The organism is Paenibacillus sanfengchensis (assembly GCF_036864765.1).
Lineage (GTDB): Bacteria > Bacillota > Bacilli > Paenibacillales > Paenibacillaceae > Fontibacillus > Fontibacillus sanfengchensis.
In genome coordinates this window covers 1-24,390 of sequence record NZ_JBAGJC010000013.1, presented here as the reverse complement: position 1 = coordinate 24,390, position 24,390 = coordinate 1, and the positions used below count along the sequence as shown (strand labels likewise).

Here is a 24,390-nt window from a genome sequence, read left to right as displayed (position 1 = left end):
CACAACGATGTCGTTCATCGTAATCAAGTCTTAGCAACTAGATCAGTATGATTGGCGGCTATCCGACGATCATATAGATTATTACCGTAAAATACTTGCCGTTGTTTGGCTAACCTATCCCCCGTCGTTTGTGCGGGGATTTTCTTTTTGCATTCTGACAAAATAGTTTTGCCGGACCCCGTCTACCGCGCCTCTTTTCCGTTAATAGAATCAAATTTAATCCCTTTTTAACCACGTACTCCCCGGGTTTTAAACTGGCCGGTTTATGCTGTTAGCATAAGCCGGTTTGTTTGATTTGGAAGGGAGAACATGGATGAAATGAAAGCTAGTGAACTCATTTTGCTTTTGACGGCAATAATCCTATGGATTTATGTAGTGTCGGGCCGCAAGCTGGGCAGAACCGGAGGAGTTATCGCGGCGCTGCTTGGCTCGGGGGCCGTGGTCGGCTATCTGCTGGCCGGGGATTACCGCTGGCAGCTGCTGCCGGCCTGCGTCGTGATCGGAGGGCTGGTCCTTTGGTGCGCCCTAAAAAGGCCAAAGGTAAGTCCAGCCCGAAGCTGGCGGCGAATAACCGGGAAGGCGCTGCTCCTTCTGCTAATGGCAACCGGACTCGCCGTTTCCGCGGCGCTGGCCCTTCTGCTGCCGGTCGTTCAGTTGCCTGAGCCGGGCGGGCCATTTGCGGTCGGAACGCAAACCGTGCGGATTTCCGGGACGGGCCGCGCAGAGCCGTTCACGGAGGACCCGCAGGATACCCGGGAACTGATGGTCCAATTGTGGTATCCGGCCGACAACACCGAAGGACTGAGCAAAGCAACTGTAGTTCCGGTTGCGGGCCAATCCGAAATGGCCGAGCCTTTTACCCGGGCCTTCGCCCAAACCTTTCGGCTTCCTCCGTTTGCGCTGGACTATTGGAAAAACTTCCGCGGCAACAGCTTTGAAAATGCGGACGTGCTGCCGTCAAGCGCGCCTTATCCGGTGGTCCTCCTGAGCCACGGCATGGGGACAAGCCGGATGCTGCATGTCTCGCAAGCCGAACATTTGGCCAGCCATGGTTACGTGGTTGTTACGATCGATCATACGTATAACACGACGGCGACCATTTTTCCGGACGGGAAAATAACCGGACTTATCAGCGAACCGAATGAGGACGAAGACTTCTTCACAGCGGCGCCGCGCATGGGGAAAGTTTGGGCGGGCGATGTTTCGGAAGTCATCGATTGGCTGGAAGCGATGAACGCCGGGCAAGAGAAGAATCCCTTCCGGGGAAGGCTGGATCTGCAAAATATCGGGATGATGGGACATTCGTTCGGCGGCGCTACTGCGTTCCATGCCGTTTTGACCGAGGATCGGCTCAAGGCCGGGATCAATATGGATGGTACCCAGTTCGATAAGTATGACGGGAAGACCGTGATGAAGAAGCCGTTTTTGTTTCTGGAGTCGGCGGATTTCAAAGCAAAGGCCGATGAGCTTAGAAAGGGGAAAATCCAAAGCGAGCTGGGGCGGCGCATCGTCTCCAACGAGCTCGCTTTAATGGAAGCCGCCGCGAAACATCACGGGAAGGCGTTGTATGTGGAGCGGACCGATCATTACAATTTTACGGACTTGCAGTTCTATTCTCCTTTAGTGAAGTTGACCGGATTGACCGGAGAACTTGATGGAGCTCGCGGTGCGGAGATCGTAAATGCCTATGTGCTGGATTTTTTCGATACTTATTTGAAAGGCAGCCAGCCGAAGCTGTTGAATGGGCCTAGTTCCGCTTATCCCGAGGTAAAGTTCGATCTAAAGCTTGAGCCGTAAGGGAAACGGCTCCCAAGCACTAAGCCACCCTAGAACGGGTGGTTTTTTTTCATTTGTCCTCCCCCGGATGGCCGCTGTAAAATCGTGGATTTTGCAATTATGGCTTGTCAGAAGGCAGCGTTTACATCTATGATCAACGGTAAGGAATCGGGATAGAGGGCGAGCGGATTTGACAAACTTTATATGAAAACGCTCCATCTGATTTTAAGAGTAAGAGCCCGGCGATAAATGGCTGCGGCGAAAGGAGGCGGTCGGGGATGCGGATCACCCGAAATTTCAAGCGATGGTTCGGACGACTTCATATTCACAGTAAGATCATATTCACTTTCCTGCCGCTTAGCCTTATACCGCTTATCGCGCTCGGCTTGATTTCGAGTAAAATGTTCGGCGATACCGTGGTGGAGAAAGAAAAGAACAATATCCGGGACGAATCGCGGCTCATCCTTTCGCAGTTGGACAGCATCATTCAAAATACGGAGAGCTTAACCAATATCATGACGACGGACATCCATCAACTATTTAATGAATACTCGGCCAGAGATACGGATGTGGACGAGAAGAGGTTCCAAAATTTAATGGAGAGCCGGCTCTCCATCGACTTATTGATGTTTCCCGATGTAGATTCCGCCGTATTTCTGGATACCTCGGGGAGAATTTTCTCCTCTTATCCCCAAAAGGGGGAACGGGATCGGGAGGTGCTGAACAGCCCTTTGCCCGAAATGGTGCAATCCCAGGGCAGCTACGGAGTCAATCGCTGGCTTCCGATGGAGCGGAGAAACTTTATGGTGACGAATCCTGATATTCCTGTACTCACCCTGGGAAAAATGGTGTTTGATCTGGACACGGGGAAGACGCTGGGAACGCTGTTTGTGAATGTCAAAGAAACGACCTTTGCCTCCTTTTTGCAAGTGACGCCCGAGAACTTCTCTTCCAAGGAGTATTACATCGTGGACAGCCGGGGGCAAATCGTGTCCACCCCTGTTTCGGATCGGCTGTTAACTCCGTTTTCCGCCTTGTCTTCTCCAAGGCTGCTGGAGCAGGAGGGAAATATTTCCGAAATCGTCGGCCGGGGAAAACAGGAGAAGCTCACCACCCTCACGCCTTATGACAAGCTGGACTGGAAACTGGTAAGTATTGTTTCGTTGGAAGAACTTAACGGCATCATCTATCGCAATTTTTTTCTTACTTTTACGGTCGGGTTCCTGGGGCTGCTGCTCGCCCTGCTGCTGACCCGGAAGCTGGCGCAAATTATCGTAGGTCCGCTGCTGCAAGTGACGAAAGCGATGCGAAGGGTTAAAGACGGAGATCTGGATGCAACGTCCACCGTGGCGACGGAGGATGAAGTCGGGCTGATCTCCTCGGTGTTTAACTCGATGGTCGGGCAGATCAGGGAGCTGCTCCGCACCGTGACCGAGGACCAGGCCCGCAAGAGAGCCTATGAGTTGGCGTTGATGCACGCGCAGATCAAACCTCATTTTTTGTACAATACGCTCGATACGATCTATGTACTCAATGACTTGGGGATGAACGAGGAAGCGAGGGACACCACCAAAGCGCTTGCGGATTTTTATCGCGCGGTTCTCAGTAAAGGAAGCGAGATCATCCCTTTGGGTGCGGAAGTCAGCAATGTACGTGATTATTTGAATATTATGCAGGTCCGCAACCCGGACGTGCTGCGTTACATGATCGAGATTCCGGAAGAACTGGAAGCGGTGACGGTCCCGAAATTATCGCTGCAACCTTTGGTCGAGAACGCGATCTACCATGGGTTGAAAACCAAAGGGGAGCAGGGGCTTATTTCAATTCGGGCGGAAAAGACCGGAAAAAGCGTGACGATTACGGTGGAAGACAACGGTGTAGGGATGTCCGAAGAACAGCTTGAGCGTGTTGAAGCGGCTATATCCGGGATGGGCAGGCGGAAATCAATCGGGCTCTACAGCGTTCATGAGCGAATCAAGCTTTATTTCGGAGAAGCTTACGGTCTTACGGTTCTAAGCCGCCCGGGAGAAGGCACCGCCATTGAGATGAAAGTACCCGGCAAGGAGGGAGATGACAACGATGTACAAAGTACTTATCGTCGATGATGAACCGCTCTTCCGTTACTATATGCGCACGAAGCTGGACTGGAGCAGCCACGGCTTCACCATATGCGGCGAGGCGGCCAACGGCGCGGAAGCGCTGGAGGAAGCGAAACGTTGGCGGCCTGATCTGGCGCTGGTGGATATCAGCATGCCCTATCTCAACGGGATTGAACTGACCGAGAAGCTGAATACGAACCTGCCCGGGATTATAGTTGTCTTTGTCACCGGGCATAATGAATTCGAATACGCCCAAATGGCACTTCGGTTGGGCGTATTTGATTACCTGCTCAAGCCCTTTGATCAGCGGGAATTTGCCGCAGTGCTGACCAAAGTGAAGAATAAACTGGAGCTTGGTAAAAAAGAGGGGGCCTTTATTCGCCAAGCTACCGGAAGCCCCCTTCTCCGGGACGAAGCGGATGCGTCCGGGGGGAAACCGGACGGAGCCGGTTTGTTCGCAGAGCCGTCTCACCCTCACGACCGCCATAAGGACGCGGTTTCGTATGAACTTCATCCCGGGGCGCACGAGATGTTGCTCTCGGCATTAAAGATGCGCGATCCGGAAGCGGCGCGGGTTGAAATCCGGCGTACCGTGGCGCTATTCCGCCCGCATCGGACAGGGGGCCGTTTCGCTTTTACCGTGCTGATGGGCTATGTTTCCTTATGCCTGTCCTATGCGAGCAAGACGGGGATGAACCCCGAGTCCTTATGGAAACCGGCCGCTTCGGCGGAGGATTATTTACGGCAAATGACCTCCTGGGAGGAAGTCGAGGAATGGTTGATCGGTCTGTATCAAAAAGTAATCGAATACAAGGAAGATCGTCGTCCTTCCAAGTCCTATAATTTATATCTCGCCGCGAAGCGGTACATCCATCAGCATTATTCCGATCCCGAATTGACGGTTGATCAGGTGGCGGGGGGGATGTTTGTGGATGCCAGCTACTTGCGAAAAGTATTTCGCAAGGAAGGCGATATCTCCGTGCTTGACTACATTACGTATACCCGCATGAGACGCGCCAAGGAGTTATTGGCCGAAGGGAACGTAAAGCTGGCGGATATTGCGGAAAAGGTGGGATACACCGATCCGAGTTACTTTGGCAAGAGCTTCAAAAAATACTACGGCATGCCGCCTTCCGAGTTTGAACAGCGGGAGATCCGGATCCGCAATGCCCGCCGGTAAGCCTGGACGCTCACTTGTCCCGAATATTACCGATCATGCCCGCTTTAGCCCTAACCGGTTGTGGCGGGTATTTTTTATAATGAAAGCACCACTTCTGAAAACGCTATCAACACAAGACGGAAGTGAATACAAAGATTCGTTTCATACAAAGAAAGGGGATCTATCATGGCAAAAAAATATCGGAAAGCACTGAGCATGTTGACGGCTACGGTCCTTGCGCTTTCTCTTGCGGGATGCGGTGGCGGGGGAGGCGGAAACAACGCGGCGCAAAAAGACGGGAATACCTCGGCCGCTGGCGGAGAAGAGAAGATTCAGCTCAAGGTTTACGCCCAGCATTTTGATGAAGACACGGCCAAGCCCTTCGATTACGCGGTAGAAGAGTTAAAGAAAGAGATGCCGAATGTGGAGATCATTCTCGACGAGGCGGTGCAGGACGGCTATCAAAAATTGAAAACGTATGCAGCCACCGGGAATATGCCGGACATTTACGATACCGACTGGGCGACGCTGCAAACTTTTGCCAAGGCCCAAAATGTGGAGGTTCTTGACGATTATCCGGAAACGGCCGAATTCAAAGCGAAGCTGAATAAAGGCGTCGAATCCAAACTGATCGCACCCGACGGGCATGTGTACGCCTTCCCATACCCCGGCATCGAATTCCAGCTGATTTATTACAACAAAGAGATCTTCGAAAAAGTAGGGATTCAGACGCCGATCAAAACGTACGATCAAATGATCGAGGCTTCCAAGAAGCTCTCGGCAGCGGGGTATACCCCAATGGCGATTTTTGCCAAGGAAAAATGGATTACGACGGCGTTCTACGCTGGGCTTGTCACTCGCGAACAGGGGACAGCGGGTTACGGGGACTTGGAGGCCAAGGGAACGACCGCCATGCCCGACCCCTTTGTGCGGGCGGCCGAGGAGCTGTACAAGCTGAAGGAGGCCAACCTGTTCGATGCTAACGCCACCAATACGAACTATGATCAGGCTTCGGCCCAATTCTACTCCGGCAAAGCGGCGATGTTTGTGAACGGGCAGTGGGAGATTTACAGCAGCACCGAAAAGCTCGGGGACAAAGTGGACTGGATGTACTGGCCGGCTAAGGATGAGGCCGCTTATGAGAGCGGCAAAGGCTTCATCAACGGCTCGGGCGCTCCGGGAGGATTTGCGGTTTCGCCTAGCAGCAAACATAAAGAGGTCGCGGTGAAAGTCGCCAGCTTCCTCGCGCAGAAATACGGCGAGTACAAGTATACCCAACTGGGAAGCCCGATTACCGCGATTAAAGTAGACAAGCCGACGACGGCGGAAGTTCCTCCGATGATGAAGCGGATTGCGGAAGAAGTTCTCCCGAACGCTACGCAATATATGACGCCGGTCAATAATGTGCAAATCAAGAACGCGATCGACGACAGTACGCAGAACATGCTGGTCAAAGGATACACGGTTCAGCAGTTCGTCGATAACATCAATCGCGTCATGGCAAGAGAAAACAAATAGAAGAGTTACAGTCGAAAGATACCGACCTTCCGGAGGTCGGTATCCTTTCACCCAAAGGAGTGGATTTAAACCTATGCACAGATACCTGAGCAATAAAAAAGCCATCATCTTGTTCTTGCTCCCGGCGCTGATTATATACAGTGTCGTGATCATTTATCCGGTGCTTCAAACGTTTTACCGCAGTTTTTTTAATTGGGACGGTCTTAGCGCGGCTACTTGGAACGGCATTTCCAACTATCTGGATTTGTTTCATGATCCGCTTTTGATCACGTCTTTGCGCAACGGTCTTATTTTCGCCGTCGTGCTCGTCATATTTCAGATCGGGCTGGGAACGATTTTGGCGCTCGCCTGTGCGGATCCGCGAATCAAAGCCCGAAAATTGCTCAAAACCGCTTACTTCATCCCCGTTGTCCTTTCCGTTACGGTGGTCTGTCAGCTTTGGATCGCCATGTATGACCCGACGAACGGGTTAATCAACCGGTTGTTCGACCTGCTTCACATTCCCTACCAGCAAAATTGGCTGACGTCCCCAACCGCCTCCATTGTCGCCATCGCTTTCGTCAATGCCTGGCAGTTTATGGGGTACCAGTTCAGCTTGCTGTATGCCGGCGTCAAATCGATTCCCGAGCAGTACATGGAGGCGGCCACCATCGACGGCTGTTCCAAATGGATGGCCCATCTCAAGGTGACGCTCCCTTTAATGAAGGAAACCTACAAGTTCTGTTTCATCGTGGCGATTACATCGGGAATCGGGGCCTTCGTCCAGATGCTGATAATGACCAATGGCGGCCCCGGCACAAGCAACTATACGCTGACCTTCATGATTTACAGATACGCTTTCCTCGAAAGCAACTATGGTTATGCTTGCGCCGTATCCGTCGTACTGGTGAGCTTATCGCTGCTTGCGACGATCGTAATTAATAAGACGTTTGACCGGAATGAAGCGTAAGCTAAAGCCGGTCGTTCGGTAAGAAGGAGTGCTTAAAGGATGAAGCAAATCAAAACGGTATTGCTGCAGTTGCCATTATGGATCTATTTTGTCATATCCGTCTATCCCTTAGTGTGGATGATCTCTTATTCGCTTAAAAACAACGAGGAAATTTTCGTGACGAATCCGTTCGGCTTGCCGACGCATTTTCGTATCGAAAACTATATTGCGGCATGGTCCCAATTCAATATCCCTAAATATTTTCTGAACAGTCTGGTCGTTTCCTCCATTTCAACGCTCTTGATCCTGGGGTTATCGCTGATGTTCTCGTTTGCGATCGCCCGCATGCGCTGGAAATTCCGGGAAAGCGTCCGTTTGTATATGACCGTGGGGATGTTTATGCCCCTTCAGGTGATCATGATTCCGCTGGCGATCCTGGTTCGTGATTTTCATTTGACCAATACGTACGGGGCGTTGATCGTTCCTTACGTCGCGATCGGACTTCCCTTCTCTTGTCTGGTTTTCTACGGGTTTATGAAGGGCATCCCCGGCGAACTGGAAGAATCGGCTTGTATGGACGGGGCCAACATCTACCGGATGTTTCTTCAGATAATTGTGCCAATCGTGACTCCGGCCATCGCTACGGTCGCTATTTTTCAATTCTTGAACAACTGGAACGAATTTATGCTCGCCTACATTCTGATCTCGGACGAAACGATGAAAACGCTGCCGCTCGGTCTGTTGTTCTTCCAAGGACAATACAGCACCGATTGGGGCGGGATGGGAGCGGTCATGACGATTGCCAGCTTGCCGCTCGTGATTATCTATCTGTTCTTCAGCGAACAGGTTGAGAACGCGATGACAGTAGGTTCGGCCGTAAAAGGGTAAAGCCCTGAAATTGGAGCAAAGTTACACGCCTAAAAAGAACCCTCCGCGAAAGCTGTCGTGGAGGGTTCTTCGTACACCGGCAAAGAATCGATCGTCACATTAACTTTAACTGGAAAAATGCCCGTTAATCAGGTACGGACACGGCTGCAGCACGCGAATAACGGGAATAACTCCAGTTATTTTGCGGGCGGAGGACGGTTTCGAGCCGAAGAGGCGGAATTAGCTGGAGGAATTCCAGCTAATGTGGCGAACAGCGTGATTATCTTCAAATTAACGGGAGGAAATCCCGTTAATTTGACGGCGGAGCAGCCCCGGCATGGGCTTGCATGCAAAGAAAGCCGCTGAAATGTTCAGCGGCTTTTCGCATGCGTCCGAGCTAGGATTTGGTTAACCCGATCAGGATTACGCCCGCCATGAGGGCCATGCTGCCCAGCAGCACCCGCATCCATACCTTGCGGCTTTTCTTCTCCTTGAAGATCAGGATGCTTCCAACGGTGGCGATCACGATGCTGACCTGGGAAATCGGAAACGAGGCCGCCACTCCAATCTTGCCGTTCGCGATGAACAGCGCCAGATTGGCGATGCTCCAGGAGAGCCCGGTGCCGAGATTCCGAATAACCATTCGGGGTCTCGGCCGCACCCCGGCGAACAGACTAAAAGCGACGGCGGAAAGGAACATGCCGGCGGATTGCGGGAGGATGACCGACAGACCGGTGATGTCGAACCACTGATTGATAATCACATAGCCGGTCAAGGCCAAGGCCGAGCACAAGAGAATGGACAGCTGTCCGAGCGTCAGCCCGCGCTTTGGCCCTGTGCTCTCTTCCTGCAGGCTGGTGATGAGCACACCGGCCAAGACGAGCGCCAGTGCGGCGATCCCGAGGAGGAACTGGAACCGGGTGGACCACTCCCCCAAGGCCAGGGCGGCAAACAAGGTGGTGCCGGTTAGCTGCAGCCCGCAAATAAAAGGAATAGCGGTGGACACGCGAATGCGCTGGAACGCTTCGAACTGAAGCAATTGGCCGATCGCCCACAGAATCCCGGAAATAAAGCTGATCGTGTAGGGGACGGGCGAGAAGGCCGTCGGCGAGGCCACATACAGACCGGCTGCAAACAATACAGCGCCGGCGGACGTGCCCAAGAGCTGTTCCCGCGGTCCGGCTTTCGTCAACTGGGCCAAAATGGGCATGAATCCCCACCCCAGAGCCGAAACAAAAGCAATGAACATGTTGAATAAACCCCTCTCTCGTATGCTGTTGTTCAATCTGCCAAAATCCTATAGCACTTGAGCAATTAACAGCAAAACGATACCAAATAAGAACGGGGTAAAATAGCGCCGGGTTTATGATGTTTATGGCAAAATCAAAGGGAATTCTGCCTGAATTCCGTCGGCGACATTCCCGTCATGCTTTTGAAGGCGCGCGAGAACGTCAATTGATCGGAATAGCCCACCGATTTGGAGATCACCAGGATCGGGTAATCGGTTTGCTGCAGCAGTTCGCAAGCTTTCCGGATCCTTAGCTCCATCATGAATTGTTTGGGCGTTTTTCCGGTTTCCTGTTTAAAAACGGAGGACAGATAGTTCGGGTGCAGCCCAAGATAGCTCGCCACGTCATGAATCTGCAGGCCGCTGTTGTAATTTTTCTCGATATAGTTCATCGCCTGGGTCGAATAGGGAATCCGCACTTCACCCTGCCGGGCCTCCCCGGCCCCGGAGTCACGCACCAGTCTGGCAAGCATCTGGTACAAGTATCCTTGGATGGCGAGGGAGGACGTCAGTTGATGGTCTCCGATCCGCAGCATTTCCAGAATGGTTGATTGAAAATAGGAGATGTCCTCGATATCCAGGACAAAAGGCTGATCCCGGCATGAGACCATGCTCCGCAGATACATTTGGGAGCGGATCCCCATGAATCCGATCCAGCAGTATTCCCACGGATCGGTGCGGTCGGCCTGATAGTAGGCGACCTCGTTCGCCGGAATCAGGAAGGCCTGGCCGGGACCGATCGCAAATTCCTTTTGTTGAATCTCCAGCCGGCCCCGTCCGCCGATGACGAAATGGATCAGATTAAATTCCCGCGCAATCGGACCGAAAGCATGGCCGGGTGCGCATTTTTCGGTGCCGCAGTTGTATAGAATCAAATCGGTGATGTTTTTGTGCTGAATGCTGGTCGTTGTGTCTACATACTGGATCATCGCACTGTTCATTCCATCGCTCCTTCCTTGTCATTAATATAGCGAAAACAAAGAGGTTAAACAAATGGAGTTAATATGACTGGCCCTATAAAACCCTTACTTCGATTATATTAAGTTTTGCTATATAACACTGGGAAAATAGCATGTAGGTCGGCTTCCGGACATGGTATTCTGATCTCGAAAAGCATCAGCCCCAATGACTCGAGCATAAAGGAGACGAACGCTTTGAACCCATACGGACAAACAGCGACAGGAATTCAGGTCAACGAACAGGAACAAACCTTTCATTTACACAACGGCGCGATCAGTTATTTGTTTCGCGTGATGGAGAACGGTCAACTGGAGCATTTATATTACGGACCGGCCCTCCGCTATCTCGGAAGCCCGGAGCGTTTCGTTGAACGCAGCTATCGGCCTGTATCGGTAGGCGAGTTCACCGGTGACCTCGTCACCTCGCTGGAAAGCATCAAACAGGAATTCCCCTCCTCCGGAAGCGGCGATTTCCGGGAAGCGGCCGTCGAGATCTTGCAGGAGGACGGTTCGCATATTATGGAATTTCAGTATGCGGGGTATGAGATTCATGCCGGGAAACCGCCGCTACCCCAGCTGCCCGCCACGTTCGTTACCGATCCCGCGGAAGCGGAGACTTTGACTATTACGCTGGTCGATCCGTTGACACAGGCTAAAGCGGCGCTGCGGTATACGATTTACAGAGACCTGCCGGTGATGACCCGCTCGGTGACGGTTACGAACGGCGGCGACCGGGTGCTGAAGATCAACCGGCTGATGAGCGCCAGCTTCGATTTGCCGGACGAGCAATTGGAGTTTATTCAACTGTCGGGCGCTTGGGGAAGGGAACGCCATGTATACCGGACCCCGCTTCGGCCCGGCGTTCAAGCGGTCGGGAGCACCAGGGGGGCCAGCGGCCACTTCCACAATCCGCTGGTGATGCTGGCCAAGCCGGACACGACGGAGCACGCGGGCGAAGTGTACAGCCTGAATCTCGTATACAGCGGTAATTTTTTGGCCCAAGTGGAAGTGGATAATTACCGGACCTCCCGGTTTATGATCGGAATCCATCCCGAGAAGTTTTGCTGGACTCTCGCTCCCGGGGACAGCTTCCATTCCCCCGAAGCGGTGATGGTCTATTCTTCCGGCGGACTGAACGCCATGAGCCAGGCTTACCACAAGCTGTATAACAACCATCTGATCCGCGGCGAGGCGGCCCGGAAAGAACGGCCCGTGCTGCTGAACAATTGGGAAGGGACCTATTTTGACTTTAATGAAAGAAAAATTCTGGACATCGCCAAGGCCGGTGCCGACCTCGGCATAGAGCTGCTGGTGCTGGACGATGGCTGGTTCGGGACGCGCAACGACGATACCACATCGCTGGGCGATTGGTTCGTGAATGAGCAGAAGCTTCCTAACGGTTTGGGGCATTTGGCCAGCGAGGTTAATAAGCTCGGCATGAAGTTCGGATTATGGTTCGAACCCGAGATGGTGAACGAGCATTCTCATTTAATGCAGGCTCACCCCGACTGGGTTGTCGGCACGCCGAACCGGAAGCGTAAACAGGGACGCCATCAGTATGTGCTTGATTTTTCCCGTCCCGAGGTGGTGGATGGCCTATTCGAACAGATGGACCGGGTGTTGTCGTCGGCCAATATCGAATATGTGAAATGGGACATGAACCGCAATATCTCGGAAGCTTATTCGGTGACCTTGGGAAGCGATCGGCAGGGGGAGTTTTTTCACCGCTATATCCTGGGGGTGTATCGACTCTACGACAAACTGATCCGCAAATATCCGCACATTCTGTTCGAATCTTGCGCCTCGGGAGGAGGCCGTTTCGATCCCGGAATGCTGTATTATGCTCCGCAAACCTGGACCAGTGACGACAGCGACGCCGTGGAGCGGCTAAAAATCCAGTACGGGACGTCGATGGCCTACCCGTTAAGCAGTATGGGAGCACATGTATCCAGTGTTCCGAACCACCAGGTCGGCCGGATGACTCCGCTTCACACCCGGGCAAATGCCGCCTATTTCGGCGTGTTCGGCTATGAATTGGACCCCGTCGGATTGACGGTGGCCGAGCGGGAGGCGATCAGGGAGCAAATCCGCTTTTACAAACGATACAGAAAGCTATTGACCGGAGGAGACTTTTTCCGTTTGCAAAGTCCGTTCGAGGAGAATGAAACCGCCTGGATGACGGTGGATGCCGATAGAGGCGAAGCCATCGTGGGTTGGTATCAGGTGGTATCCGTCCCGAACGAAGCCTATAAACGGCTCAAGCTGAAAGGGCTGCTGCCGGAGGCGGTCTACCGTGTCGAGGAACTGGATCAATCCTACTCGGGCGGCGAACTGATGAATCTGGGTCTGCTGTTGACCCCGCCCTGGAAGGAAGACATGAGCTTCAATGTGATGGAGAAGGGCGATTTTGCCTCCAGGCTGTTTACGCTCCGAAGAGAAGAGTAGGCAGACCCTTCACAAAATAGAGGGGCCTCTCCGGAAAGGAGGGGCCCCTTAGGTTTGTTTAGTTGCTGTTTCCATCAACACGTTCCGTGTCATGCTGCTGAACCGCGGTTTCCGCGAGTGCCGGTTCGTACAGCTTCGAGCGATTCTCGAACCATTTGAACAGGTGTGTGAAAATAACTTTAAGCACGGCGTAACCGGGAACGGCGAGAATAATGCCCAGGATGCCGAACAGGTTCCCGGCGGTAAGAATCACGAAGATGATCGTGATCGGGTGAATCCGCAGGGATTTGCCCATGATTTGCGGGGAGATAAATTTTCCCTCAACCAGTTGGACGACGGTCCAGACGACAATGAGTTTCAACAGCATGAGCGGCGAGGTGACGATGGCGATAATCAAGGCGGGCGTAATGGCGATGGCCGGGCCGAGATAAGGCACGATGCTTGTACATGCGGCGATGATGGCCAGAATCAGGGAGTAATCCAGCCCGATAATCAGAAAACCGATGTACAGCAATCCCCCGATACAAAAGCTGACGATAATCTGCCCCCGGATGTAGGAACTGATCTGTCCGTTCATTTCCGACATCACCCGGTTGGTTTGAGTGCGAAACCGGACAGGGACGTAACGCAATATAAAGTTCGGCAGCTTTTTCCCGTCTTTCAGCAAATAGAACAGAATGAAAGGTACCGTAATAATCGCCAAAATAAAGTCCTTCAACGCGCCCAAAAATCCGCCGATGCCGGACCAGGCGTTTTCCAGAATCGAGGTCGCTCTCTCCGAGACGGTTTCCGCGAGCTGAGTCGGATTAAAGCCTGTCGATTCCTGAATTTGATGGAAGAATTCGCTGCCGATCAGGCTTTCGAATTGCAATTGCACCTCATAGCTGTATTTCGGGAAGTTCTCGATCAAATCCATAATCTGCTCTCTTACCACCGGCACGATAGACAGGATGACGATCGTAATCAGGCCGACAATGAGCAGGTAGAGCGCGACGATCGTGTAGACCCGCGGAATCCCTTTCCGCTCAAGCCAGTCCACCAACGGGTTGAGCAGATAATAAATCGCGCCTGTCAGCAGGATCGGAAGCAGTACCGTTTTTAGAAGAACGGTGACCGGGGTAAAGATAAAGGAAACTTTGTCAAATACAAAAATATTAAGTCCGATCAGCAGTAAGATAAGCAGGAAGATGACGAACCGGTTGCCAAGGAAAAACTTTTTGAAACGTTCGCTCCAGATGTGCGCGCCCCCCATGAAAGCAAAGAACCTCCTGTCGATGTATCAAATTTTTACTATAGTTATATTACGCAAAAAATCATTTTGGTTTCAGACATTCTCAAAAAATAAAAGGATTCATGCCGCTTCGAGGTGCAAAGCGTATGAATCCAGTCCGAACGCGGTTCAAAAAAACTGCCGGTCCACCATAAGCACGACCATACCGGCCGCCACCAGCGAGAAGAGGATGCAGCCCGCTCCCAGCCCTTTGCGCGAGCCTTTGGCGAATTTAAGTCCGGTAATAAACAAAAGCACGGTGATTCCGGCAAGCACCAGGGACATGGCGATCATGGCAATCCAATACAGGCTTTCGAATAAAGCGGCTTCGGTTTCCAAAGGAATCCTCCTTCACTAAAAATCTTGCTATATAGGTTGAACTAAAGAATTGGCGTGAGGCAAGGATGTGACAGGGTTCTGATATAAAGCCCCACCGTCGGAGTCTACATCATTAACGGGAAAATATCCTGTTAATGTACCGCTCTTGGCTTTTCGGCCAGATTTAGCTGGAAAAGCTCCATCTATTTCGCGGCCCTATTGCCGAAATACACAATTTCAGGCGAATTAACGGGAGTTTTTCCGGCTAATTCGCCTCTGCAGCCGCATACGTACCAAATTAACGGGAAGAATTCCCTTTAATTCAAACCAAACATTTAGTTGCAGACAAGAGTGTGCAAAGAACCCTTTACACCGCTGTCTAATATGCAAATCAATAGTTCAGCCTATATAGCCTATTCTAACGTTAGTTTAGCATATTTGAACAAAAATGCGAGAAGAGGAAAAGAGGCACACGCCTCGGACAAACATACAAGAACCCTTTCTGCCGTTTGAGTATGAATATCGTATAACGGAAAGGGGATGGTGTCATGGCGGGAAGACAACTGGCCAATAAATGGCTGAAAACGGAAGCGCTACTCAGCAACGCGAACGTGGCCGCCCACATACCGCAAACCCGAATGTACAGTGCGGAGTCGTTAAGGAGCATGCTGCGCCAGTTTGGCATGGTGGTGATCAAGCCGCTGCGGGGCGGCGGCGGGTACGGGGTGATCAAGGTAACTTGTGCGAGAGGGATCTACTCCTTTACCTATATGTCCGCCCAAAGATCGTTCGCCAGCTTTGACGCCATGTTCAAGGCCTTAAACCGTGTCAAAGTCGGCCGGCGGTACATGATCCAGCAGGGCATCCACTTGGCGCGAATCGGCGGGCGGCCGATCGATTACAGAGTCAAGGTAGTCAAGCAGGGCGGCGTTTGGGTGTACCGTTCCATGGTCGGACGTCTGGCCAGACCCGGTTTGTTCGTTACCAATCTCTGCAAAGGGGGAACCCAACTGACAGCCAGAAAAGGGTTGGAGCTTTCGCTCCGCCGCAAAGGGGCCGGGAGCAAAAAGCGCAAGGAGATGCGAAATATTACGAGTACTTGCATTGCGATTTTGGAGTCGGCTTTTCCGGGCATCGACCAGCTCGGGTTTGACTATGGGATTGATCAGGGCGGAAAACTCTGGATTTTTGAAGTTAATACCCGGCCACAATAAAAAGATTTCGGCGGTTTATTCCAATGTTTTACAGGTTAATGGATTATACCCAAAGTTTTAACCGGAAGTAAAAAAAATTTTCGTCAAAAAATGGGTATTGGCATCCTGTGAATAACTTTTATCCACATTATCCAAAGATATTCTACAATGTGTTCCAGCGTTTGCTAACACGTTATTCACAGGATTTCCACAGACTTTTGTGGATAAGAGGAACGCTTGTTCTGATTCGGCTTTCTTGTTATGATGAGGAAAAATATAGAAAGGATGTGCTATTAATGGCGATGTTGACAGACGAGATGCTGCTTGAATCCTATCATTTGGCAACTTTGCTGGATTTGGACCGGGATTTCATCGGATTGCTGTTGGCAGAGATCCATAGACGAGATCTGATGACCGACTCGCCGATCTTACATTAGTGAGCAAGTTGTCGCGGAAATGATGGACAAGCTGGTGTCGATGAAGTCAAGGCGCTTTCCAAGCGTTGACATGATAAATATAAGCTTCGTGACAATGCGGACACATGACCACATGTTCACAGCCGGAAGGAGCTTGGGTAGTGGATGCAGAGGTATACTGATCAGCCGACCCATACGGGCTGTAGGGTCCCACGTAGTCCTGTTTTTTACCGGCATTCTCCAGGACATGCCCGCAATCGGGACACGTGGCGGTCAGCGGAGCAACACCGTTGCATAACGGGCAAATATAGGACAAGGGGTATCTCTCCTTTACAGCAAGGTTTCCTGCGTAAAGTTAAGATACCCCTTTTTGTATCATCTCATGTAGTTAGAGTTTAAGATTACTGCTGTGTCCCGGGGACAGCTTGGCTTCCGGATCGATATACACCTTGGCGTTATTGACCGCGGTCGGCGCTTCGCCGAATCCGACGGCGATCAAGTCGAGCTTGCCGGGATATGTCGTAATGTCTCCGGCCGCGAAGATGCCGGGAATCGAGCTCTCCATACGGGAGTCGACAACGATCGAGTTGGCATCGATATCGAGCCCCCATTCCGCGATCGGTCCGAGCGAGGAGACGAATCCGAAATTGACGATGACGTCGTCGACATCGATATCTTGGGTCTCCTTCGTCTTCGTATGCGAAAGGGTGACGCGTTCGATCCGGTCGTCGCCGTGCAGGGCGGCGATTTCCGTCGGGGTGATGACCTGCACACTGGAGGCCATCAGGTTCTCCACACTGTGCTCGTGGGCGCGGAACTTGTCGCGGCGGTGAATCAGCGTGACCTGCGCGGCGATCGGCTCGAGCATAAGCGCCCAGTCTACCGCGGAATCGCCGCCGCCGCTGATCAGAACGCGGCGGCCCTGGAACTTGCTCAGATCGCTGACGAAATAGTGCAGGTTGCTCTTCTCGAATTTCGCCGCGTTCTCCAGCTCCAGCCGGCGCGGTTCAAAGGCGCCGACCCCCGCGGTAATGATCAGAGCCCGGGCATAATGCACTTCCTTGTCGGTCGTTACGACAAAATGGCGTTCATCTTTCTTCTCGATGCGCAGCACCTTCTCTTCAAGACGAATGTCCGGATCGAACCGTTTCAATTGCTCATGCAAGTTGTGGACCAATTCCTGGCCTGTAATCTTGGGAAATCCGGCGATGTCATAGATATATTTCTCTGGGTAAAGGGCGGCAACCTGTCCTCCCAGTTGCGGCATACTTTCGATTAATTTAACGGATGCTTTCCGCATTCCGCCGTAAAAAGCGGCAAACATGCCTGCCGGCCCGCCTCCGATGATGAGCAGGTCGGTAAATTCGCCGCTTGCAGTTTGGGATGACACTGGCAAACACCTCCGAATAATTTAACAAAGCTTATATTGTCATTTCTACTTTATTATAGCCCTCACTTTCCGTCTTGCAAAGTTGGACCAAGCGGGTTATGGAGAAGCCTGAAAACCCCTGTAAAACCGCGAAAAGTGGCGTAAAATAAGACTTGATCTTTTATACAAAAGCCGATATCATTCAAATGTATGTACCCAAATTTGTGACGAAATGAGTACATTTAAGGAGAACCTGGATAGATCCTGTGTATTATTTTTGATAATTATTCAGGTTCGGTTTAAAATAACTGTGACAAATATCGCACAATCGCAAAGCGCACAAATAGCGCACATAAATATGTTATTTTTACCAGAGACTATTTTTTTATGTGTTTATTTTCACATTGGAGTTTTTGGTTTTAATATCAAATATAGAGCTTTAACCCTGGAAGGAGAACAAGCCAGATGAGTACCATACCTAAGATCGTCATACTTGGAGCGGGTTATGGCGGTATTTTGACAGCGCAGAGGCTGCAGAAGGAATTGAATTATAATGAGGCCGACGTCACTCTCGTCAACCGGCATGATTACCATTACTTCACGACCCACCTACATATGCCTGCCGCGGGAACGGACTCGATCGAGCATACGCGTGTTTCGATCTCCAAGCTGATCGATGAATTCAAAATCGACCTTGTCAAATCAAATGTTCAGGAAATTCGTTTATCGGATAAAAAGGTTGTTCTCCAGGACGGGACCCTGTCCTATGATTATTTGGTGGTCGCTCTTGGCGGCGAACCGGAATCCTTCGGCATTCCCGGATTGTCCGAATACGCCATGACGATCCGGAGCATCAACTCCGTACGTCTCATCCGACAGCATATCGAATATCAGTTTGCGCTGTTCAAGGCTGATGAAAGCCGCACGGACCGCTTGAACTTCGTCGTCGGAGGCGCCGGATTCAGCGGCATTGAGTTCGTTGCCGAATTGGCGGACCGGATTCCCAAGCTGTGCAAGGAATATGACGTCGATCCGAACATGGTGAACGTCTATAACGTGGAAGCCGCGCCTACCGTCCTTCCCGGCTTTGATCCGGAACTCGTCGACTATGCCATGGATGTTCTGCGCAAGAAGGGCGTACAGTTCAAAATTGGCGTTGCCATTAAGGAATGCAACCCGGACGGCGTGCTGCTGGCCACCGGCGAAGAAGTCAAGTCCGCTACGGTCATCTGGACGGGAGGCATCCGCGGAAACCGGCTTGTCGAAGCCGCCGGATTCGAAACGGCGAGAGGCCGGGTCAAGGTCGACGATTATCTGCGTGCGCCCGGTTACGATAATGTCTTTATTATCGGCGACAATTCGCTGATGTTTAACCCGGAGGGGCGGCCGTATCCGCCGACAGCCCAAATCGCCATGCAGCAGGGAGTCACTTGCGCCCAGAACGTCGTGTCGGCGATCCGCGGCAAAGAGATGAAGAAATTCGTTTTCAGCAACAAAGGGACGGTAGCCTCCTTGGGCAAAGGCGAAGCCATCGCCTCCGCCTTCGGCAAGAAGTACAAGGGTTGGGTTGCCGCGCAGCTCAAGAAGCTGGTGGATATCCGCTATCTGTTCACGATCGGGGGCATCCCCCTCGTCCTGAAGAAAGGCAGATTCCTGTAACATGCGCCACTGCAGCGTGCAAGTCAGAGGGCTATTGACGCGGGAGGAGCTTGACCGGTACAACGCCCTGATGGAGGTAGGTTCTTTCCTGGAATCCCAGGGTAAATACGATTTGGCCTATACCGTGCAGCGGGAAGTGGATATTTTGATTCTTCCGGCGATTGAGCGGTTGAAGGAGAAGAGCCGGGACCGGGACCGGGCCACGGCGGAGTTTATGGAGTCCCTGCGGGAGCGTCAAGACGGGGACGACGAGTAAAGGGTACGGCAAAAAGCGCGAGCAAACGGGGGATCCCGCGGCTCGCGCTTTTTTGAGTTTCTTTTTTACAGTTTCAGCATCTCTTCAAACAGCTGCTCATTCAACAAATTGCCGACATAGAAAGAGCCGAATTCGCCGAAGCGGGCGCTGACTTCATCAAAGCGCATCTCGTAGACCAGTTTCTTGAAATGCAAGGCGTCGTCGGAGAACAGGGTAACGCCCCACTCCCAATCATCCAGTCCGACGGACCCGGTGATGATCTGTTTGACTTTGCCGGCGTACCCGCGTCCGATCATCCCGTGGCTGCGCATCATGCTCCGCCGCTCTTCCATGGACAGCATGTACCAGTTATCGCTGAGGTCACGCTTTTTGTTCATCGGATAGAAGCAGATATGCTTCGACTTCGGCAGAATCGGCTGGAGCCGGGCCATCACTTCCGGATTCGCTTTCGGATCGCCGTCTCCGGAGCCCATGTAATTGCTCAATTCCACGATGCTGACGTAAGAATAGGCTTTCGTTGTATACTGGGCGAACGTCGTCTTGTTAAAAGCGTTCTCCAGCGCGTTCAATTCCTCCAACGTCTCGCGCAGATGCATAAATACGAAATCCGCTTTTTGGCCCACGATGGAGTACACGGCGGTGCTGCCTTTACCTTCCTGCTCAAAGGCGTTCCATTCCTGAAGGAATTGGTGCAGATCCTCCAGCGCACCCGCCCGTTCCTCGTCATCCGCCGCTTTCCAGGCCGACCAATCGATGGAACGGAAATCGTGCAAGGCGTACCATCCCTCCAATGTCAAGGCGGCTTCGTTCATAGGGGATCACTCCTGTATCATCAAATTGTTCATCATCTAAAAAACCGGATGCACTTTCCTTATTGTATCCTAATGGGGAGGAGTGGGGCAAACGAATTCATCGCTCTTTCAGGTAATGTTCATTGATTCGCAACATATTTTTTAGTAAACTATCTACTAGTTCTTATAGGTGTGATCTAAATTATAGTGCGATTCTGAAAGGGTGGGAACATAGGTGGGTTGGCTCATTGTTTTAGTGCTGATGGTTCTGTTCTTTGTCATGATGTTCGGCATCGGCTTTATTCTGAATATGCTAATGAAAACAACCTGGTTTCCTGCGTATATTTTCATACTTGTCATTCTGCCGATTGTAGTGTATAGCCTTTGGGAGCATGATCAAACCTTCGGGGCCTATCTGGCTTCCTTTGGACTCGTCGATTATCTGACCGCGCTGGCGGGTTTGGCCGGCGCAATTCTAAGCGGATGGACGATCCGCAAGCTGCGTTTGGGCGGATACAAAATGTTCTAAGTCTACTCTGACGGAAATGGGACCGCAAGTAGGGCTCCGGGCTGAGGCTCGGAGCTTTTTTGGCTCGACGGCACACCTACGGCTTACATTAACGGGAAAACCTCCTGTTAATTTTCAGTTTTGGGCCATGGGCCTGATTTTAGATGGAAAAACTCCATCTATTTCGTGGCCCAACCGCTGATATCCCCTGGTTATAGGCGAATTAGCGGGAGTTTTTCCGGCTAATTTGCCTCTGCAGCCGCATAAGCATCCAAATAACGGGGGGAATTCCCGTTATTCTGGCTGCCTCGCTCCCTCAGGCGATAGCGCCTCTTTCCAGTCTATGAAATGATGTCCTCCCCGCCAGATTTAGCCAAAAAGAAAGCATGCCCGTCTGCCGGGGTGCAGGAGGGGATTTTTCCGCGTTTTTTGTAAAGTTTTAACGATTCGGGTCGCCCCGATTTGTGATAGAATAGAAAAAGTCTCAAAGTACGAGAAATGGGAAGGAGCGATGAAGCCGTGCGCATGAACAACATGCTGCATTTTACCGAAAATCACCGATACTGCGTTTACCGTGACTTCTCACTCAGTCCCGTGGATGATAAAATGCTCGGATTGATTTATCAGCCGATGGTCGGTGCGCTGGCCATCGCGTTTTACCGGCTGCTGGCGGAACAGGTTCCGATCGATCAAGTGGGGTACTCGGCCGTGGAGCAGCAGAGGGGCCTTTTTTTGACGATGGGCCTGGAACCCGGCGATAAAGGTCGCGCGTGTTTAATCGAGCAGGCTTCCAAGCTGGAAGCGGTGGGATTGCTGCAAACGAGCCGTCTGTACATACCGGACAGCGACGATTATTTGTATGAATACGAACTTCAGGCGCCGCTGTCCCCGGCCGAATTTTTTCGAACCCAGCATCTGACGCTGCTGCTGCGCGACAAAATCGGCAAGTTCGCGGTCTTATCGCTGCGGGAGCGCTTCTTCCGCATGGAGCCCGGCGACATGTACGGCCTGAATTACAATAAAGAAAATATCTCCGTTCCGTTCTATGAAATTTTCGAACTGAACGCGCATTCGATAGATTATGAGCTGGAGCAGGCGATCGCGGAAACGTCCATCGCGAGACAGCCCGGACTCAAGGCCGTCGAGGAAGAGGCGGCGATCAATTACGCCGACATCATCCTCCGCTTCCCGCGGGAATCCGTAAACCGCGCCTACGTGGAGAAGCTTCGCTTCGATCCCGAGGGCATGGGCATCGTCAATTACGTGGCCCGCAAATACGACCTCAGCGTGCAGGACCTGTCCCGCCTGCTGGATGAAGACGGGGTATTCGATCCTGTGGCCGGCAATTTGCTGCTGGATGAGCTGCAGCACAAGGCCAACTTGCATTTCCGGCAGGGCAAACGCCGCCGGGAGGAACGGGAGGTTGCCTTCGCCAAGGTCGTGACCTTGCGCGGCGAAGATTCTAGGGGAGCCGAAGCGGCGCACGCGCAGGAGGAAGTCGCCGTGCAGATGGAGTTCTATGTGGAAGTTCCGCCGCAGTTTCAGAGCAAATGCGATGTGCATCAGTATAATATGATGCTGAGGAACGAGCCTTACACCCGTTTGCTGAAAACTTTTTTCCCGGGCGCGGTGCCCGATAACCTACTCGATATTTTCGAGAAAATCGATTTGAACTACAAGCTGCCGGGCGAAGTCATCAATGTGCTGATTCATTATCTGATGGCCTTGCTGACTTCGGGGGGCGAACAGCGGATCAACCGCAATTTTGTCGATGCCATCGCTTCGAACATGCTGTTGAAACAGATCAACACCTATGAGAAGGCGGTGCAGTATATTCGCGACCAGGCAAAGGTGAAGGATAAAGTCGCCGCCTCATCCAACGCTACCGCCGGAGGCCAGGGAAGGACTTATGGCAGCCGCGGAGCGAAGCCGAAGCCGGAAATTCCGATCGTCCAGAGTACGGGGGCGGAGCAGGCCGTTTCGGAAGAGGAATTTGCCGAACTGCTGAAAATGGCCGAACAAATGAAAGCGAGCAAGAAGAAAGGGTAATCACGCCAAGTCGCTGGTACCCCATCAGACAACCTTGATAACATAGAATTCCTGCATATATGCATGTTTTTTTCTTGTTCGGAACAAAAATTTGAGAATTCCTGCAATTCCTCTAAGGCCCCCTAATTAAACTGGAGTCTCCCTACCCAATAATTTAAACTTAGAATAAAGGGAGATGATCGGTATGGGAAAAAGGTTGAACGAAGAAAAACGTTTAAAAGTTGTGAAAGAAGCGATGGCAGGTGTTAAGGTGGGGGTATTGGCTCGAATGTACGACGTCCACCCTGAGACTGTCCGTTGTTGGATTAGAGATCATCGGGACTCTATTTCGCCTGAAGAAATTCCTGCGGCAGACGAACATGTTCAAGAGTTGCAACGCCTGCAGGAGGTAGAGCAACGCTACCAAAAGGCCGTTAAGGTCCTTGGTGAAAAAGAACTCGAAATCGAAATTTTGCGAGAGTTGCTAAAAAAGCAAAACCCCGCTTATCTGAAAAATTTGAAATAGCCGACCCATTCATTAAGCGGGGGGAACCGGCAGCTGTTGTGCTGCGCATTCTTGGGTTGTCAGAATCAACGTATTACGACCGTAAAAAGCGACTGGCCCAGTCAGCAGAAAAAGGCGAAGAACGTCCAACCGAAAGCCGTGCAGGTCGTCCCGTGCCTGGATACTCTTACACGGCTACAGGTGAGAAAGTTAGCGACGCACAAATCAAAGAATGGCTGCTCGAACTCCTTGAAGGAGAAGAGTTTGTCTATGGTTATAAGTTTTTGGCCCAATCCCTTCGAGATAAGTATGATCTCATCTTCAACAAAAAGAAGTCTTATCGACTTTGCCAAGAGTTAGACATATTGCAGAAACCTAGAAAGCGCGTACGTTCCCACCCTCGCCGATTACCGAGAAATCGAGTTATAACGGGGTCAAACCAACTTTGGCAAATGGACATTAAATATGGATACGCGATCGGGCAGGAACGGTTCTTTTTTGTACTCAGCATTATAGATGTGTTTGACCGAATGGTAGTAGGGCAGTATAGAGGCCCAGTATGCGAAGCTAAACAAGTCGTCCAAACCTTATGGTATGCCTTGCAAGACCGTATAGAGCCCGGCGAGCCCATGCCGGTGGTTCGTACAGACAATGGTCCGCAGTTCGTCAGCAAGCTATTTGGAGATACCTGTGAAAGCTTGGATCTTATTCATGAGCGTATACCACCTCGGTCCCCCAATATGAACGCCTACATTGAGTCATTTCACAGCGTCCTGGAGCGCCATCTGTTTAGCCAAAGGGACTTTATGACCCTCGATGAAGCTTATGAGGCGCTGGACCAATACATGGACTTTTACAACAACCGAAAAATTCACGGTAACTTAAGAAAAATGTCTCCAGCGAAGTTCTCGATATGGGTGAGGACACTGGAAGACACCTCTGCCTTTCATAGAGCGGTGTAATACGGCAGAATAAGGAGCAATCCTGTGAATTCATAAACATTGTAGGGTAGGACTCCGGATTAAGGGGGCCTAGCCG

The 24,390-nt window shown here is 51.7% G+C and carries 21 protein-coding genes; 15 read left to right on the top strand and 6 right to left on the bottom strand.

From position 1 onward, the window contains the following. Positions 1-318: 318 nt before the first annotated feature. From V4U84_RS21395 to V4U84_RS21370, 6 genes are all read left to right on the top strand, one after another. Positions 319-1,797, top strand: a complete 1,479-nt coding sequence (locus tag V4U84_RS21395; protein WP_334077930.1) for an alpha/beta hydrolase family protein — start codon at positions 319-321, stop codon at positions 1,795-1,797. Between the two features lie 257 nt (positions 1,798-2,054). After that, on the top strand, positions 2,055-3,881 hold the full coding sequence (locus V4U84_RS21390) for a sensor histidine kinase (protein ID WP_334077929.1): 1,827 nt from the start codon (positions 2,055-2,057) through the stop codon (positions 3,879-3,881). Further along, positions 3,856-5,055 (top strand): response regulator transcription factor, encoded by a 1,200-nt coding sequence (locus tag V4U84_RS21385; RefSeq protein ID WP_334077928.1) that lies wholly within the window; start codon positions 3,856-3,858, stop codon positions 5,053-5,055. Before V4U84_RS21390 ends, V4U84_RS21385 begins: the two co-directional genes overlap by 26 nt. 165 nt (positions 5,056-5,220) lie before the next feature. Continuing rightward, positions 5,221-6,552, top strand: coding sequence for an ABC transporter substrate-binding protein (locus tag V4U84_RS21380; RefSeq protein WP_334077927.1), 1,332 nt, complete (start codon positions 5,221-5,223; stop codon positions 6,550-6,552). Between the two features lie 73 nt (positions 6,553-6,625). Continuing rightward, positions 6,626-7,501: a carbohydrate ABC transporter permease gene (locus V4U84_RS21375; protein ID WP_334075124.1), complete on the top strand. Its 876-nt coding sequence runs from the start codon at positions 6,626-6,628 to the stop codon at positions 7,499-7,501. 39 nt (positions 7,502-7,540) lie between these two features. Then, positions 7,541-8,368: a carbohydrate ABC transporter permease gene (locus tag V4U84_RS21370; RefSeq protein ID WP_334075125.1), complete on the top strand. Its 828-nt coding sequence runs from the start codon at positions 7,541-7,543 to the stop codon at positions 8,366-8,368. A gap of 376 nt (positions 8,369-8,744) precedes the next feature. Here V4U84_RS21370 and V4U84_RS21365 read toward each other — a convergent pair whose 3' ends face one another. Continuing rightward, positions 8,745-9,596 (bottom strand): GRP family sugar transporter, encoded by an 852-nt coding sequence (locus V4U84_RS21365; protein WP_334077926.1) that lies wholly within the window; start codon positions 9,594-9,596, stop codon positions 8,745-8,747. A gap of 134 nt (positions 9,597-9,730) precedes the next feature. Further along, entirely contained in the window at positions 9,731-10,576 is an 846-nt protein-coding gene (locus V4U84_RS21360) for an AraC family transcriptional regulator (protein ID WP_334076141.1), read from the bottom strand. A gap of 312 nt (positions 10,577-10,888) precedes the next feature. On the opposite strand from V4U84_RS21360, the gene V4U84_RS21355 reads away from it, so the two are divergent. Beyond that, positions 10,889-13,039: an alpha-galactosidase gene (locus V4U84_RS21355; protein WP_334077970.1), complete on the top strand. Its 2,151-nt coding sequence runs from the start codon at positions 10,889-10,891 to the stop codon at positions 13,037-13,039. 58 nt (positions 13,040-13,097) lie between these two features. On the opposite strand, the gene V4U84_RS21350 is transcribed toward V4U84_RS21355, so the two are convergent. Both V4U84_RS21350 and V4U84_RS21345 read right to left on the bottom strand, forming a co-directional pair. After that, positions 13,098-14,291 carry an AI-2E family transporter gene (locus tag V4U84_RS21350; RefSeq protein ID WP_334076140.1) on the bottom strand — a complete coding sequence of 398 codons (1,194 nt, stop codon included), beginning with the start codon at positions 14,289-14,291 and terminating at the stop codon, positions 13,098-13,100. Between the two features lie 147 nt (positions 14,292-14,438). Further along, positions 14,439-14,648, bottom strand: coding sequence for a hypothetical protein (locus V4U84_RS21345; RefSeq protein WP_334076139.1), 210 nt, complete (start codon positions 14,646-14,648; stop codon positions 14,439-14,441). 527 nt (positions 14,649-15,175) lie between these two features. On the opposite strand from V4U84_RS21345, the gene V4U84_RS21340 reads away from it, so the two are divergent. After that, positions 15,176-15,841: a YheC/YheD family protein gene (locus V4U84_RS21340; RefSeq protein WP_334076138.1), complete on the top strand. Its 666-nt coding sequence runs from the start codon at positions 15,176-15,178 to the stop codon at positions 15,839-15,841. A gap of 275 nt (positions 15,842-16,116) precedes the next feature. Next, positions 16,117-16,257, top strand: a complete 141-nt coding sequence (gene sda, locus V4U84_RS21335; protein ID WP_334076137.1) for a sporulation histidine kinase inhibitor Sda — start codon at positions 16,117-16,119, stop codon at positions 16,255-16,257. Between the two features lie 367 nt (positions 16,258-16,624). On the opposite strand, the gene V4U84_RS21330 is transcribed toward sda, so the two are convergent. Further along, entirely contained in the window at positions 16,625-17,626 is a 1,002-nt protein-coding gene (locus tag V4U84_RS21330; RefSeq protein WP_334076136.1) for an NAD(P)/FAD-dependent oxidoreductase, read from the bottom strand. Between the two features lie 444 nt (positions 17,627-18,070). On the opposite strand from V4U84_RS21330, the gene V4U84_RS21325 reads away from it, so the two are divergent. Both V4U84_RS21325 and V4U84_RS21320 read left to right on the top strand, forming a co-directional pair. Then, the gene (locus V4U84_RS21325) at positions 18,071-19,264 is read left to right on the top strand and encodes an NAD(P)/FAD-dependent oxidoreductase (protein WP_334077925.1); all 1,194 of its coding nucleotides are present in this window, start codon (positions 18,071-18,073) and stop codon (positions 19,262-19,264) included. 1 nt (position 19,265) lies between these two features. Then, the gene (locus V4U84_RS21320; RefSeq protein WP_334077924.1) at positions 19,266-19,520 is read left to right on the top strand and encodes a hypothetical protein; all 255 of its coding nucleotides are present in this window, start codon (positions 19,266-19,268) and stop codon (positions 19,518-19,520) included. 65 nt (positions 19,521-19,585) lie between these two features. Here the strand turns inward: V4U84_RS21320 and hemQ are convergent, their stop codons facing one another. Continuing rightward, on the bottom strand, positions 19,586-20,332 hold the full coding sequence (hemQ, locus tag V4U84_RS21315) for a hydrogen peroxide-dependent heme synthase (RefSeq protein ID WP_334076133.1): 747 nt from the start codon (positions 20,330-20,332) through the stop codon (positions 19,586-19,588). A 214-nt stretch (positions 20,333-20,546) separates the two neighbouring features. Here hemQ and V4U84_RS21310 point away from each other — a divergent pair, with 214 nt between their 5' ends. The 4 genes from V4U84_RS21310 to V4U84_RS21295 all read left to right on the top strand — a co-directional run bounded on the left by V4U84_RS21310 (position 20,547) and on the right by V4U84_RS21295 (position 24,314). Further along, complete coding sequence (locus V4U84_RS21310; protein WP_334077923.1) at positions 20,547-20,840, top strand: YuiB family protein; 294 nt, start codon at positions 20,547-20,549, stop codon at positions 20,838-20,840. A 498-nt stretch (positions 20,841-21,338) separates the two neighbouring features. Next, the gene (locus tag V4U84_RS21305; protein ID WP_334077922.1) at positions 21,339-22,868 is read left to right on the top strand and encodes a replication initiation and membrane attachment family protein; all 1,530 of its coding nucleotides are present in this window, start codon (positions 21,339-21,341) and stop codon (positions 22,866-22,868) included. Between the two features lie 184 nt (positions 22,869-23,052). Further along, positions 23,053-23,373, top strand: coding sequence for a helix-turn-helix domain-containing protein (locus V4U84_RS21300; RefSeq protein ID WP_334077603.1), 321 nt, complete (start codon positions 23,053-23,055; stop codon positions 23,371-23,373). Between the two features lie 38 nt (positions 23,374-23,411). Then, positions 23,412-24,314, top strand: a complete 903-nt coding sequence (locus V4U84_RS21295; RefSeq protein WP_334074351.1) for an IS3 family transposase — start codon at positions 23,412-23,414, stop codon at positions 24,312-24,314. The last annotated feature ends 76 nt before the right edge of the window (positions 24,315-24,390 follow it).